This is a genomic window from Paenibacillus sp. FSL H8-0261 (assembly GCF_045040645.1).
Lineage (GTDB): Bacteria > Bacillota > Bacilli > Paenibacillales > Paenibacillaceae > Paenibacillus_AQ.
In genome coordinates this window covers 4,902,375-4,916,215 of record NZ_CP150297.1, presented here as the reverse complement: position 1 = coordinate 4,916,215, position 13,841 = coordinate 4,902,375, and the positions used below count along the sequence as shown (strand labels likewise).

Below are 13,841 nucleotides of genomic sequence, written 5' to 3'. Positions count from 1 at the left end.
CAATAAGAACTTTACAATCTTCTCTGGTTATTTACTATGGACGAATATGATCTTCGTTTGTGCATATTTATGATGTCATCACACGCAGCAATTCTTTAAGCTGTGCTTGAGAAGACAGCGGATCAAATCCATAGAACATGTCACCCTGGTTCAGGATGTATACCCGATTGTTACGGACTGCATCTAACTGCTTCCAATCACGAGAACGCAGAAGGCGAGAGAGGCGTTTTCTTCCCTCAGAAGATGATGGGATGCTAGTGATAATAATATAGTCTGCAGGATAGGTTCCGATTTCCTCAATAGAAGACACTAGATACCCTGAATCCATTATTCCGTTCTCCATAATGATAGATGGTGGCTTGAATCCAAGATCTCCGTACAAAATCTGACACCCCCTACCGTAACTGCTACTGAAACAATAAGCTGCTCGGGAACTAAGCTCCCAAACGATAGCTGTCCCTCTTTCCGATCCTATCGAATGGTTCAGTTTCTTATTGGTAGCATGGCAGAGCCCATCGTAATGACCTAACCATTCTTCTGCTCGCTGTCGCCGGTTGACTACATCAGCGATCAAACCAAATTGCTCTCGCCAGCTCATTTGCATAAAGGGTAATTCAATGACCGGAGCAACTGGAGTCAGCATCTTATTCTCAGGAATATTGTAGCTGATAATGATATCTGGTTCTGCTAAAGCTATCGAATCAAATAGAAGGGAAGAGTTACCTTCGTTCATCGTAAGTTGTTTGGAGGCTGGCACTTGCTCTAAGCTCCGATGCCAATCCGAATAAACACCGAGTTGAGGCATAATTTCCAGTACCCGTAGGATAGCTGTGTGATTGTAGTTTAAAGCAACAATTTTTTTGTTCTTATTCTGATAGGCTGTAGGTGAAAGACCCACAAGCTGCTTGAATTTACGGCTCAGATAAGTTCCTTCTTCATAACCAACCTCATGCGCCAGTGTTGTTAGATTTGGGGAACTGGTGAGGATTCGCTGCTGTGCTCTGCGGATTCTTAACAGTGTAATATAAGCGCTGAAAGTTTGGCCCATAATTTTACGAAAGGTACGTGAGAAGTGTTCAGGGCTTACCCCAGCTAACGTAGCCATCTGCTCCCGAGTAATATCTTCGTTGTAATGAGCTTCTATGTATTCAAACACATTTTCAATCCAGCTTCCTGACGTCTCCTTTTTTGCAGCCAATTCATGATGAAGATCCACGATGAATTGAGTGAATAATTGCTGGACCTTAAACGGTTTCCGATCATCAGGTTCTATCCAAGCACTGTAAAGCTCACCAGACAGTGCGATCAATTGTGTGGAGGCGTGGTGTAAGGCTGGGCTGCCATTTAGAAAATAATGCTCTTGCCTATGGTTGGGCATACTGGTGTACTCTATCCACATCCCCTGTAACTGTTGCTCATTCTCTAGCTTCAAATTTGAAGTTGCAGCAAAGATCATGATGCTTCCGGATTCGAGGCTATGAAGTTCGCCATCTATCTCAAGCTGACCTTTACCTTCCCAGACAAACATAATACAGGAATTCGTAGCTGGGATGTTATCGGTTGCGTAGTGGGAAAGACTTGTTAGGCTACTAATCTTAACAGGCATATAAAAAGGATGGGAATGATGTGGCATCCCGCCGGATTGGATGGGCATGGTAGAAATCGCTCCCTTTTTTCAGTGATAATCATTCTCAATTATAGTATACCAGTCTTTCTTTCTATTGACTATAATGGCTCTTATGATAGTGTTTAGAATAATCCGCTAACGAATATTTTTAAGTATGAAAGGAATGGGGATTTCATGACAACTTGGAATTTACAAGGAACCGTAAGTCACTTGTTGATATGTAATGGTAGCAGCTGCAAGAAACATAAAGGTGAAGAGGTAGCTGAAGCGATAGAAGATGAGATTGAAAAGCAAGGTGCACAGAGTCTTATACATACGACGGTAACCCGTTGTAATGGTAGATGTTCAGATTCCTGCGTCGTGATCGCATACCCTGAAGGCGTGTGGTATAAAGGGATCACACCTAAATCAGCGAAATCGCTAGTACGGAAGCATTTACAAGGCGAGAGACTTGAGGATCATCTGCTGTATACATATGATGGTCAGCTGATGGCTGCAAATGACAAGGGAGCTAAAGGGAAGAAGAAAAAATAGCTGTTCACTGATCGAAGGTTCGCAGCTAAGTGAAATCTAAGTAGAAATGATTGAAGTACCGTCAATGCGCTGGCGGTATTTTTTTGTCTTTTCAGGAAAGCAACTTCGTTTCTTTTTGTTTAGTAGAGGATTATGATTGAATGAAAGGAAGATCTAGGGGGAATAGACATGTTTAAGAGGTTTACAGTGGATGATCATGCAGAAACGGCGCAGTTGTTTGCGGAATCTTTTTGTGAATTACATGAAGAAACTTTTCATACATATATGATGCTTGCGACTGAAAAATACAGTACTACGATTGCAGAATTCATGGCGTAGCAGATGCCAAAAACCTGGATTCTAACAAAGTATATCAATCCATTGGTTTTGTGGAGGCGGGCAGAATTGCAGATATCAAATTTGACTTGCGCCCCTAACGTTGACTATGCTATTAAAAAGTGAATAAAATAACACTTCATATAAGGTGGCGCATGGGGGAGAGGGTTCGATGGAGAGGCTGCAGGTGTGGCCGGGGAAGTTTAAGAAGTTTTTTCTGAACAATAAATTTGTGGTAACCTTACTTATTTTATTGTTAACTGGGGTAACTATCCTGGTGTTCTCAAAGATACCGTTTATTTTTACGCCTATATCTGTATTGCTGCATACGGTGGCTGCACCATTGTTACTATCCGGTATCGCTTATTACTTGTTGAATCCGTTAGTAGACCTAATGGGAAAAAGATTCAGGATGAAACGTGTGTATGCAATCATCATTCTTTATCTGTTAATTGCGGGTATTATTACGTTGATTCTGGTGATGGTGATTCCGATTCTTCGAACGCAATTATCTGGTTTGATTGACGATTTTCCAAGGTATAGTGACTTGATCCAGGAACGATTTATGAATCTGACGGGAAGCGAATTCTTTGGTCAAGTTCAAGATAGTATAGGAACCAACCTAAGTGAAATCACCAGTAAAATTACGGCTTGGGGCACTTCTTTTCTGAATAATGCGCTAACAGGTGTAGGAAGCTTCGTCGGAGCCGTTACGGAGATTGTGCTGGCGGTGGTGACGACACCGTTTATTCTATTCTACTTGCTTCGTGATGGAAAAAGATTGCCAGATTACATTTTGAAATTTATACCTACCGCGCTGCAGCCGCAGACTCGGATGGTAATGTCGGAGATGAACGCCCAGGTATCTTCCTATATTCGAGGGCAAATTATAGTAAGCTGCTGCATTGGTGCGCTGCTCTATATTGGCTACTTGATTATTGGTCTGGAGTATTCACTTGTCCTTGCCATTGCTGCTGCATGTACAGCAGTTGTTCCCTATTTGGGTCCGGCAATTGCTATTACACCAGCCTTAATTGTGGCCATGGTCACTTCGCCATTTATGCTGCTGAAGATGATCATCGTTTGGACGGCTGTACAGCTGATTGAAGGAAAGTTTATCTCTCCGCAGATTATGGGCAAGACACTGAAGATTCATCCGATCACGATCATTTTTGTGATTATTTTTGCCGGAAAAATGTTTGGCGTTCTTGGCATTATCCTTGCAGTTCCTGGTTACGCGGTGCTCAAGGTTGTATTTACACATATTTTTCAATGGTTCCGGTTCCAGTCCGGATTGTATAAGCAGATTGAAGAGAATAAGGAATAATGTGGAAGGGTGAAATGTAATGGTAGGACCGATAGCAGTAACCTCTTACGGTAAGCTTCAAGGACGAGAGGAGGATGGCGTGAACGTTTGGCGTGGAATCCCTTTTGCCGCTCCACCAGTTGGAGAGCTTCGATTTCGTGCGCCGCAGCCACCAGAAGCTTGGAGCGGAATTAGAGATGCTTCTGAATTTGGTCCAGTTAGCCATCAGCCAGCGGATACGAGAGGTACGCGTTTCGGTGGCGTAACACCTCGTCATTCTGAAGATTGTTTATATTTAAATGTATGGTCACCTGCATCCCCAGGCGAGGCACTTCCTGTAATGTTCTGGATCCACGGGGGTACATTTGTGACTGGTGCTGGAAGTCAGCCACAGTTTGATGGCACTAGCTTCGCGAAGAACGGTAATGTAGTCTTGGTGACGATTAATTATCGACTGGGACCATTTGGTTTTATGCATCTGTCTTCGCTTGGTGATGGATTTGCCTCTAATCAAGGCTTGCTGGATCAAATTGCCGCGCTGGAATGGGTAAAGCTTAATATTGCCGCCTTAGGAGGCGACCCTCAGCGAGTTACGGTATTTGGAGAATCAGCGGGCAGCATGAGTATCGCTGCCCTTCTGGCTATGCCTGCTGCAAAGGGATTATTTGCTGGAGCGATCATGCAAAGTGGGGCTGCTCAAACCTTGCCAAATCAGCAAGGAAAAGATATTGCTGTAGCATTACTTACTGAACTTGGCATTTCTCCTGATGGAGATACCAGCCTACTTAATACGTTCTCAGCGGAACAAATTATAGAAGCAGCCACAAGAATGACCATTAAATTAACGGGTGGTTCAATAGGCATGTTATTTCAGCCTGTCATTGATGGGGATACACTTCCTGTAGATCCTGCACAGGCTGTGGCAGAAGGATCGGCCCAGGGTATTCCTTTGTTGATTGGAACCAATCGAGATGAGGGTAATTTATTTTTCAGGGGAGAAACACCAGGTGCAGACTTTGATGAATCGCTCAAGGCGCTGGAGCAGATGATGGGAACTGGAAGTCTGGCGGAGGTTGCCAGCCACTATTCTTCTACATGGGAGGGACAGGCGGAGATTCTAACGGATCTATATTTCTGGGGAACCTCTATATCCTTAGCTGAGAATCAATTGGCCTATGCGCCTGTGTGGATGTATCGTTTTGATGGGACGGTCCCTGGCCATCCATTGTTAAACAAAGCTGTACATGGTGCGGAAATTGTCTATGCTTTTAACAATCTGTCTCATGTAACTCGCTTGGGTGCGGAAATTACACCCGCAATGCAAAAATTGGCTGAAAGTATGCATGCGGCATGGATTGCCTTTGCTCATCGAGGAGACCCAGCGACATCTGAGCTATCATGGCCTGAGTATAATCTGGAAGGACGTCCTACACTGATCTTTGATGAAGAGATGCGAGTAACTCAAGATCCGGATTCAGAGAAACGCAAGAGAATTGTCTCTATTCTGGTTTGAGAAGTCTGAGGGGATGAGCGGAGATGAAGGTCCAAGGGTTTAATCATGTAACGGTTAATGTAAGTGATTTATCACGCTCATTGAATTTTTATACTGGTATTTTGGGTCTTCAGCTAATACACAAAGGGAATACAGATGCTTATCTGGAATGGGGAAGCGCATGGATTTGCCTCATTGAAAAGCCAGAATACACTGAATTAATGGGCAGTGTAATTGGGATAGACCACATTGCCTTTAGTATAGCGGAAGAACATTTCGAGGAGGCTTTACAGGTACTCCGTACCCACGAAGTACGAATCATTAGAGAACCTGTTAAAAGGGGAGTAGGCTGGACCGTCAACTTTCTCGATCCAGATGGGATTCAGTTAGAGCTACACACTTCTAATCTAAGAGAACGAATGAGTGTTTGGAATAACAAACAAGAATAAAATAGAAAGGGGAGCTTCTTAGCTAATTGGCTAAGAAGCTCCCCTTTTTTCTATCGACCTAAATATTCCTTAATCCCTAGAACTACTGCTTCGGCTATCCTATTCTGAACATCTACCGTGAAGAGTAATGCTTCGTCCTTGGTATTACTTAAGTAACCACATTCTAATAAAATGGCTGGCATTTTAGTTTCTCTTGTTACATGATAATTTGCTTGACGAACGCCTCGATCCTGAAGACCTGTAGCAACAGTAAGATATTTATGAACGGTTTGCGCGAATAATAAACTATCTTTACGTGTGTAATAGGTCTCTGTACCACTAGGATTGCTCTTACTGCCCACTGGGATACTATTGGCATGAACAGAGATAAACAAATCTGCTTTCACCTTATTGGCGAGGTTGGATCTGTCCTGCAGGGTCGGGTATGTATCATCACTTCGAGTGAGCACAACCTCAATATTTGGCTCTTTCTTTAGTAATTCTGCAATTTTTAGTGCTGTTGGCAAGGTGAAATCCTTCTCTTTGCGGTTACTTCCAGTGCCAGGATCTTTCCCACCATGTCCTGCATCAATAACGATTATCTTCTTGTCTGTGTTGCCAGTAGAAGGTGGAGGCGTTGTGACCGGTACTTCAGGTACAGTGGTTGCAGGAGGCGTTGTGCTTGTCCCATTTAGATCCACTATAATAAGTCCGTCGTTAGCATTCGTTACACTGTAGTTATTCGCACTGTTCAGATCAATCACGATCCGGATCGTAGAGGGAGAACTACTGAATAATGAATAACGAATGGTTGAGACGTTAGGATATTCGGTAATCGTCAACTGCCCACTTTGGTTTTTTCCGACAGAAAGGTTCTGATGAAAGCTGTCGCCAAAGCTGGTATTCGGTAAATCTACGACAATTCGGTCTTTATCTGTCATTGTGAATACATTTGGTGTTACACTGCCGTTCATCGCGATGATGAGCTTGTTATCGATGAAGCTAAGATTTGTGACTGCTGCCGTCGAGGTGTTTCCATCAGTTGTTGTGTTACCATTCGATCCATTATCAGAGGGTGCGGTTACAGATGTGTCTGGAAGTGTAATTTCTGGTTCGCTTCCGCCAATCTCTGGAACTGGAGAAGTTAAGTATACCGTTTTGGTCACATTATCCCAACCGACAGTAGTTCCTGTCTGTTCACCAACAAATCTTAAAGGAACGAGGGTCGTGTTGCCACTGAGAAAAGGAGGGTTGTCCAGTTTTACCTGTTTCCCCGAAGCCTCTGCCATCGCATTATTCACGATAAGCTTTAATGTCGTTCCCTTTTGCTCAATGGTTGCAGTCTTGGTCACATTATCCCATTTCACGGTATAACCAAGCTGCTCCGTAACGAGGCGAAGTGGAACCATCACGCTTCCATTTACAATTTGGACTTGTGCTTCTTTTGAAATCTTAAGATCATTGCCGTCTAGATTGATGTGTGTCTCTGCAGAGCCGGCATAACCAGTTCCTGGATGAACCAGCACCAACAAAAGCAGCAGTAACGCCAAAAAACCAAACTTCTTCATCTGCAATCCCTACCATCCCCGTTTCTTGGTTTCTAGCAATTCTTACTTTTTCTTCCTATGATGCAGTTTCGGCTTATATAAATCTTAAACGACAATAGTTTCCAAAAGTTGCGCTCTTTTAGAGTGAAAAAGGAAAAATTTCGGTATAAAAAGCGAAAAGAGAGCTTTCCCAAACATTTGGGTTAGCTCTCTTTCCCTAACAATATTTTATTGCAAAGAAGTATAACCCGTTTTTTCTACCAATTCCTGACCTTGAACAGATTGCATCCAATCTAGAAAGGGCTGAATATTGGGGTTGTCACTTCCAGCAGTCACAGCATAAAATTCTGTTGCCAAAGGGTACTGTCCACTGCGAATACTCTCTTTGTCGGGCTTAACACCATCGATGGCGAGTAGTGCAATTTCCCCACTTTGATTCATTTCTGAGGCGTAAAATAAGAAGCTGTACCCGAGTGCATTTTTATAATTGCGATAACTGGAGGTTTGTTTAATAATTCCGCTCATAATATCCGCCACGTCTTCCTTAGGAGGTGTCATGAGTGTAGTGTCTCCCATAAACTTTTGCAGCATCGTCTGGCTCCCACTATCCTCTGGGCGTTGAAAAGCGCGAATACGGTTATTAGCTCCGCCTACATCTTTCCAATTGGTGATCTTGCCTGCGTAGATATCTTTAAGCTGGGCGGTGGAAAGTCCAGTTACTTCGTTTCGTTTATTCACAAAAAATACGAAAGCCTCGCGGCCGATGGGTGTGAGCTTCAGCTCGACGCCTTTTCGCTTCGCATGTTTCTGTTGGGCAAGAGAAGGAGCAGCGACAAAGATAATATCAGTTTCACCTTCGATTAGTCTTTTGTAAGCTTCCTGTGTGCTACTGCAAATCACTTGACTTGTTTGAAAATCATATGGATTATAACTGGCCGCAGGATAAGCAGATTGCACGAAAGCTGAATACAGTGGGTATAGTGCGGTTGCACCATCCAATTTTGGTAAGTTGTTATCGATATGATATGAAGAAGGTTTATCCAAATTCACTGCTTTGGTATTCTCAGCAAAAGGTTCGTATTGTACCAAATTAACTTCCCGATCATCGACCGTGGCAATGCTGTTGATATATGCTTGTTTGATCTCATATCCTGCGGTTACGAGCACACTAAGTCCGAGGATGGATAGCAATATAATATTGCTTGTTTTTCGGGACAACACATTAAATATAAGGAGTACAACATAAATAGCTATCACAACAGATAAAATCGCCACAAGTGGAGTATAAAACATTAGTCCCCCGAAAAGCGCGGTAATTATCGAACCTATGAATCCTAAAAAAGCTATGACTCCGACAGCAAAAAAGGAAAACAATAACTTCGTCCAGAATGACTCCTTCATCCAAAATGATTCTTTCATAACAACCTCCTTAGAAAAATTCCTAAACTATGGAAAAATAAACATAATTTCATTATACAGATTTTTTGGGATGAGACAGTAGAACAATAACGAAAAAAATATGTAAGAAAAGCTGTGATACATGAAAATTTTATGTATATTTTCATAAAGTACTGGACGAATGGCAAGAAGAGGTTTATTCTGAGATTGTGAAAAAAACAACGGAATACAAGATTCTCGGGGTAGGGTGAAATTCCCAACCGGCGGTAATGTTCAAAGCGAACTGAGCCCGCGACTCACTTGTTCTGCTTGCAGAGAAGTGACTGATCTGGTGTGAATCCAGAGCCGACGGTAAAGTCCGGATGGGAGAGGATCATAAGATAAAGGCGCTAGGAGTCTATCCTGTACGTCTTTATTGATAATGCCCCCGAGTCGACCTTTTATGGTGATTCGGGGGTTTTTGGTCTCTTATCGAGGGTTTGTATCGACAAGGAGAATGGAATTATGAGTAATGTAACAGCTTCATCATCAGCTAATAAGGTAAGCAGCACGTCGCCGTTACGCAGTGGGTTTTGGCTCGTTGTGTTCGGTGCAGCACTATGGGGCGTGGATCCGCTCTTTCGTATTATCCTCTTAAAATCTTTGACCTCATCGCAAATTGTTCTTTTGGAGCATGTGGTGCTTTTCTTGGCTGCTTCCCCTGTTCTTTGGCGTCACCGGGCGGAGCTAAAAGGTATTGGATTTCGCCAGATTGGAGCTTTGCTAATTGTTTCCTGGGGAGGTTCTGCCGGGGCGACAATTCTATTTACGATGGCACTCTCCAGTGGGGATTTAAATGCTGTGCTGTTGCTGCAAAAGCTTCAGCCAATATTCGCTATCGGTCTTGCAGCCTTAATTCTTAAAGAACGTCTGCCTAAAAATTTCGGAATCCTCATTATTGTGGCACTGGTAGGAACCTATCTGCTGACCTTTGGCTGGAGTATTCCATTCGGACATGTGAACAACTTTATCGGTGTTAGCAGTCTGATGGCCTTAGGAGCGGCCGCATTGTGGGGTGGATCAACAGTAATGGGACGTTATCTGCTTGGGTCTATGAAATATGAGACAGTGACTTCCCTAAGATTTATATTGGCGCTGCCGTTGCTTTTTGTTATCACCACATTAGAAGGTGCTCCTTGGCAGATTAATGGTGGATTTGGTGCATCTGCTGCCATAGCCATTAATTTGTTGCTGCAGGCTCTGCTGCCAGGACTACTCAGTATGCTGATGTATTACAAAGGACTCAGCACTACCAAAGCTTCCTTTGCTACATTGGCTGAACTAAGCTTTCCTATGACGGGAGTAATCATTAACTGGATCGTATTCCAGCAGCTCGTCACGCTACCGCAAATTATCGGGTTCGCGTTGATCTGGACCGCTTTATTTTTCATATCGAGTCAACAATCTAAAGCACAAACGCTCTGAACAGACTCTGATTGTATAGATTGAACTAAATAAAGTATAAAGGGATGACTGGAATGCCTAGCGGCTTTCGGATCATCCCTTTTTGTATGTCTCTACAATACATTAGACTGCAAAAACTGCAGAAATGTTTCGTACGTAGCATATAGCGCAATAATTTAAGCCTTTACAATAGAGAGGACGATAATAGTGCTTGAACAAGCTATCACCTGTCTACCTCATTTTGCAGGGAGAAATTATCTATGCGTTAATGAAGATTTATTTGTACAATAGAGGCTATGACATTTGAGTCGGAGTGTGAAGGAAAGTGTATAGATATAATTTATTTACCAAAATCGTAAGTATCATGGTCATCATGCTGATTCCTATTACGATCCTCTATTTCTATTCCAATAAGACGACCACGGATGTGCTACGTACGGAGTTAAATACTTCGAACAGCAATCAGCTCAGTTTTTTTCAGAATCAAGTAGAGAGTAATATGGAGCTGTTGTCCTCCTGGCCGATCCTGCTCATTCATGATCCTGATATTTTGAGTTTGAAGGATACTTATTTGAAGGGAACACATTTGAACCTGGATGCGATAAACCTGATTAAGCGGATTCAGACCAAAATCAGTATTCAGGAAAGCTCCTCCAACTGGAAGAGTAAGTTGTACCTATATTCACCGTCCATCCACCGAATGGTGTCAGAGAATGATGCTATACCGTATTCGGATGAGGATTTGAAGCGGGAAGTTAAGTCAGGCTGGCATGTAGAAAAGATCGTTGAGCAGGATGGCGACCATTTTGTGTTCTCTTGGTTTTCTTTTACCCCCTTCATGTCAGAGTTCACTCCTGAAAAGGTCAATACGATTATGAAAGTGGAGTTTGACAGCCGAAACATTGAAGATATGCTGGATAAATTCAAAAGTGATGGCAGGAGAGATCCTTTTTATTATAAACAGGGTACTGGACTTATCTTTAACCGTAGTGCTGACAAGCTGCTAGCTAATGAATTGGTAAAAAGGCTGGAGCAAGAGCAGCTGAAGCAAAGTGAAAATCGTACAGTGAACATTAATGGTGAGTCCTACAGTGTAAACATAGTCTATTCGGATAAAATGGGCTGGTATTTGATCGACTATATGCCGCTGTCAGAAATACTGCATCCGATCCAAACCTCCAACCGCTTATTTTATTTTGCTATTGGTGCATTGTTATTAATGAGCTGTCTCGTAGCCTATCTACTGTATGTTCAGGTGCAGGTGCCCGTTCGATTATTGGTTGGAGGCTTCCAGAGGTTGAAGCAAGGAGACTACTCTGCGCGGGTGGAGATCAAAGGTAAGAATGAGTTCAGCTTCCTGTCCGGAAGGTTTAATAGCATGGTGGAACAGATTCAGAAGCTGATTGAGAATGTGTTAATGGAAAAGATCCATGTCCGAGAAGCTAGATTAAAGCAGCTTCAATCCCAGATCAATCCGCATTTCTTCTATAATTGCTTCTCATTTATTACGAGTATGGCGAAGCTCGATAATATGGGTGCTGTCGTCGGTATGTCGCATAATTTATCCCGGTATTACAGATATACGACCCGCCAAGAACGCGATCTTGTTGCTTTATCTGAAGAAACGGAATTTGTGACTCACTATCTGGAGATCCAAAAAATGAGGATGAGCAGACTTCAATATGAAGTTCTTATCCCGCCGCAAATGCGGAAAAGAGATCTTCCTCCGTTGGTTCTTCAGCCTTTGGTCGAGAATGCGGTTATCCATGGGATTGAGCCTGTCTCTAAAGAGGGGCTGGTGCGAATTACGGGCACATGCAACGGAAGAGTTATGACATTAACGGTTGAGGATGACGGAAAAGGCATGACCCCGGAGGAAATTATCGTATTGGAAAATAAGCTAGGCAAAGCGATGGATGAAGAAATGGGCTGCGGGCTTTGGAATGTGCATCAGAGAATGCGGCTGCGTTTTGGTGAGGATGCAGGATTGACAATTGCACCATCATCACTCGGAGGATTGCAGGTTAAACTTCAGTGGTTGTTACCGCTAACTGACAATAATATGGATGACATCTAGGAGGGAATATGATGATAGAGATATTGTTAGTCGATGATGAGCCTTATGTAACAGAAAGTCTGGCCCGCACGATTCCGTGGGACGAGATTGGCGTAAAACAAGTACATCAGGCGGCATCGGGTGCCGAGGCTCTGGAAATATTGGAACAGCAGGACATAGATATCATGGTTACTGATATTTCGATGCCTGGAATGTCCGGTTTGCAATTAATTGAAACGGTGAGCGAGAGATGGCCGGATATCCGGTCGATTCTGCTGACAGGTTATTCTGATTTTCAGTACGCTAAGAAGGCGATTCAGCTACAGGCTTTTGATTATATTTTGAAGCCAGTAAGTGATGAGGAATTTATCAATAGTATCTCCGGAGCGATTGAGTCTCTAAAAGATGAATGGGAGGCACATGATAAATATCATTTGCTACTCTATAATCGCAAAGCCGATTACAGTGTCTTACGGGCTAACTTGATGCATGAATTACTGCTTGGTAGAGTGCTGTCTGAGCGGACACTTGCATTAAAGCTTAAAGAATATGAAATCTCTTTCGAATCAGATGTTGAAGCGGCGATGTTATTGATTCAGCTGGGTAAGCATTATGCGGCAATGGATCATCATTCCGTCTCCTTAATGGAATATGCCATCGGCAATATTGCCGAGGAGCTCTTTAAGGAGCAGTTCCATGTCTGGTTTTGCAAAGCACCCCATGATTGTTTAATTTTGCTTGTGGAACTGAAGCCAGTCATCCAGCGAGAGTTAGAGAAGTCGAATAATTACGATGCTGCGAGACAACAAATCCTTAAGTCAGCGATCGCTAACTTCAGAATTAGTGTGAGTAACTACCTGAAGGGTGAGATATCGCTTATCGTAACGGAGTGGTTTGCTTTTCCCGAAGGGATGACGGCTGCCTATCGAAGTGGCTTAAGTTCAATGTATTTGACAACACATAATGAAACAGGCTCGGTACTTTATCTGGGGGATCGTCATCTTCAGGAGATGATGAGCATCAAATCACTCGAAAGCCTTTATCGTCCGCCAACGCTCATTCATTTGCTGGAATCTAAACAATGGGATACAGCCCGCCAGAAGATAGCTGATGTGTTCCGAGATATGGAGAATGCACGCTTTTCAAGTGAGCATCTGTATGAAGTCTTTCTGTCCATTACTAATGCATTCATGTACATTGCCCACAAAGGGGGGCAGTTCATCTCACAAATCGACCAATATGCGTTCGATCCGATGTTGACTCAGAGCATCATTGTTTCTTTTGACAAACTGAAGGACTGGGCGTTCGATATGCTAAACAAGCTTCAGAAGGAACTCTCAGAAAGTGATCAGAACACGAAAAGTTACATTATTAAGCAGGTACATGAGCTGGTAGGGAACCATTCTGGGCATGATCTGTCGGTCAAGACGATAGCGGATCATGTGTATCTGCACCCCGTATACTTATCTAAAATATATAAAGCAGAGACAGGAGAAGGGCTCGGAGACTATATTATCCGCATGCGGATGGAACGTGCACTTTATTTACTTAAGAATACGAATAAAAAAATCTATGAAATCACTACCGAACTCGGATATCAAAATCCCCAATATTTCAGCAAAATGTTCAAAAAGCATTACAATATGACACCAAATGAATTTCGTGACGGATAGAGAGGTTGAGAAAGGTGCAGAA

11 protein-coding genes and 1 riboswitch are annotated in these 13,841 nt (G+C 43.0%); of the genes, 8 read left to right on the top strand and 3 right to left on the bottom strand.

Going from position 1 to position 13,841, the window contains the following annotated elements:
• Positions 1 to 67 precede the first annotated feature (67 nt).
• Positions 68 to 1,654: a helix-turn-helix domain-containing protein gene (locus MHI27_RS21940; protein WP_405174704.1), complete on the bottom strand. Its 1,587-nt coding sequence runs from the start codon at positions 1,652 to 1,654 to the stop codon at positions 68 to 70.
• Between the two features lie 147 nt (positions 1,655 to 1,801).
• Between MHI27_RS21940 and MHI27_RS21935 the strand changes: the two genes are divergently transcribed.
• The 5 genes from MHI27_RS21935 to MHI27_RS21915 all read left to right on the top strand — a co-directional run bounded on the left by MHI27_RS21935 (position 1,802) and on the right by MHI27_RS21915 (position 5,723).
• Positions 1,802 to 2,161 carry a (2Fe-2S) ferredoxin domain-containing protein gene (locus MHI27_RS21935; RefSeq protein WP_405174703.1) on the top strand — a complete coding sequence of 120 codons (360 nt, stop codon included), beginning with the start codon at positions 1,802 to 1,804 and terminating at the stop codon, positions 2,159 to 2,161.
• Between the two features lie 168 nt (positions 2,162 to 2,329).
• Positions 2,330 to 2,479, top strand: coding sequence for a hypothetical protein (locus MHI27_RS21930; protein WP_405174702.1), 150 nt, complete (start codon positions 2,330 to 2,332; stop codon positions 2,477 to 2,479).
• 169 nt (positions 2,480 to 2,648) lie between these two features.
• The gene (locus MHI27_RS21925; protein WP_405174701.1) at positions 2,649 to 3,803 is read left to right on the top strand and encodes an AI-2E family transporter; all 1,155 of its coding nucleotides are present in this window, start codon (positions 2,649 to 2,651) and stop codon (positions 3,801 to 3,803) included.
• Between the two features lie 19 nt (positions 3,804 to 3,822).
• Positions 3,823 to 5,295 (top strand): carboxylesterase/lipase family protein, encoded by a 1,473-nt coding sequence (locus MHI27_RS21920; RefSeq protein ID WP_405174700.1) that lies wholly within the window; start codon positions 3,823 to 3,825, stop codon positions 5,293 to 5,295.
• A gap of 23 nt (positions 5,296 to 5,318) precedes the next feature.
• A complete protein-coding gene (locus tag MHI27_RS21915) occupies positions 5,319 to 5,723 on the top strand; it encodes a VOC family protein (RefSeq protein ID WP_405174699.1) in 405 nt (134 codons plus the stop codon).
• Between the two features lie 50 nt (positions 5,724 to 5,773).
• Here MHI27_RS21915 and MHI27_RS21910 read toward each other — a convergent pair whose 3' ends face one another.
• Both MHI27_RS21910 and MHI27_RS21905 read right to left on the bottom strand, forming a co-directional pair.
• Positions 5,774 to 7,270, bottom strand: a complete 1,497-nt coding sequence (locus MHI27_RS21910) for an N-acetylmuramoyl-L-alanine amidase (RefSeq protein WP_405176778.1) — start codon at positions 7,268 to 7,270, stop codon at positions 5,774 to 5,776.
• A gap of 207 nt (positions 7,271 to 7,477) precedes the next feature.
• The gene (locus tag MHI27_RS21905; RefSeq protein ID WP_405174698.1) at positions 7,478 to 8,668 is read right to left on the bottom strand and encodes a substrate-binding domain-containing protein; all 1,191 of its coding nucleotides are present in this window, start codon (positions 8,666 to 8,668) and stop codon (positions 7,478 to 7,480) included.
• A 208-nt stretch (positions 8,669 to 8,876) separates the two neighbouring features.
• Positions 8,877 to 9,025: riboswitch (FMN riboswitch) on the top strand.
• Between the two features lie 126 nt (positions 9,026 to 9,151).
• On the opposite strand from MHI27_RS21905, the gene MHI27_RS21900 reads away from it, so the two are divergent.
• From MHI27_RS21900 to MHI27_RS21890, 3 genes are all read left to right on the top strand, one after another.
• Positions 9,152 to 10,111, top strand: coding sequence for a DMT family transporter (locus MHI27_RS21900; RefSeq protein WP_076299551.1), 960 nt, complete (start codon positions 9,152 to 9,154; stop codon positions 10,109 to 10,111).
• Between the two features lie 304 nt (positions 10,112 to 10,415).
• On the top strand, positions 10,416 to 12,167 hold the full coding sequence (locus MHI27_RS21895; RefSeq protein WP_076284532.1) for a sensor histidine kinase: 1,752 nt from the start codon (positions 10,416 to 10,418) through the stop codon (positions 12,165 to 12,167).
• Between the two features lie 11 nt (positions 12,168 to 12,178).
• The gene (locus MHI27_RS21890; protein WP_149647061.1) at positions 12,179 to 13,819 is read left to right on the top strand and encodes a response regulator; all 1,641 of its coding nucleotides are present in this window, start codon (positions 12,179 to 12,181) and stop codon (positions 13,817 to 13,819) included.
• Positions 13,820 to 13,841 lie beyond the last annotated feature (22 nt).

Bases quoted from the DNA above. Each gene is read 5' to 3' on its own strand.
- MHI27_RS21940 (WP_405174704.1), bottom strand. From the start codon at position 1,654: ATGCCCATCCAATCCGGCGGGATGCCACATCATTCCCATCCTTTTTAT.
- MHI27_RS21935 (WP_405174703.1), top strand. From the start codon at position 1,802: ATGACAACTTGGAATTTACAAGGAACCGTAAGTCACTTGTTGATATGT.
- MHI27_RS21930 (WP_405174702.1), top strand. From the start codon at position 2,330: ATGTTTAAGAGGTTTACAGTGGATGATCATGCAGAAACGGCGCAGTTG.
- MHI27_RS21925 (WP_405174701.1), top strand. From the start codon at position 2,649: ATGGAGAGGCTGCAGGTGTGGCCGGGGAAGTTTAAGAAGTTTTTTCTG.
- MHI27_RS21920 (WP_405174700.1), top strand. From the start codon at position 3,823: ATGGTAGGACCGATAGCAGTAACCTCTTACGGTAAGCTTCAAGGACGA.
- MHI27_RS21915 (WP_405174699.1), top strand. From the start codon at position 5,319: ATGAAGGTCCAAGGGTTTAATCATGTAACGGTTAATGTAAGTGATTTA.
- MHI27_RS21910 (WP_405176778.1), bottom strand. From the start codon at position 7,270: ATGAAGAAGTTTGGTTTTTTGGCGTTACTGCTGCTTTTGTTGGTGCTG.
- MHI27_RS21905 (WP_405174698.1), bottom strand. From the start codon at position 8,668: ATGAAAGAATCATTTTGGATGAAGGAGTCATTCTGGACGAAGTTATTG.
- MHI27_RS21900 (WP_076299551.1), top strand. From the start codon at position 9,152: ATGAGTAATGTAACAGCTTCATCATCAGCTAATAAGGTAAGCAGCACG.
- MHI27_RS21890 (WP_149647061.1), top strand. From the start codon at position 12,179: ATGATAGAGATATTGTTAGTCGATGATGAGCCTTATGTAACAGAAAGT.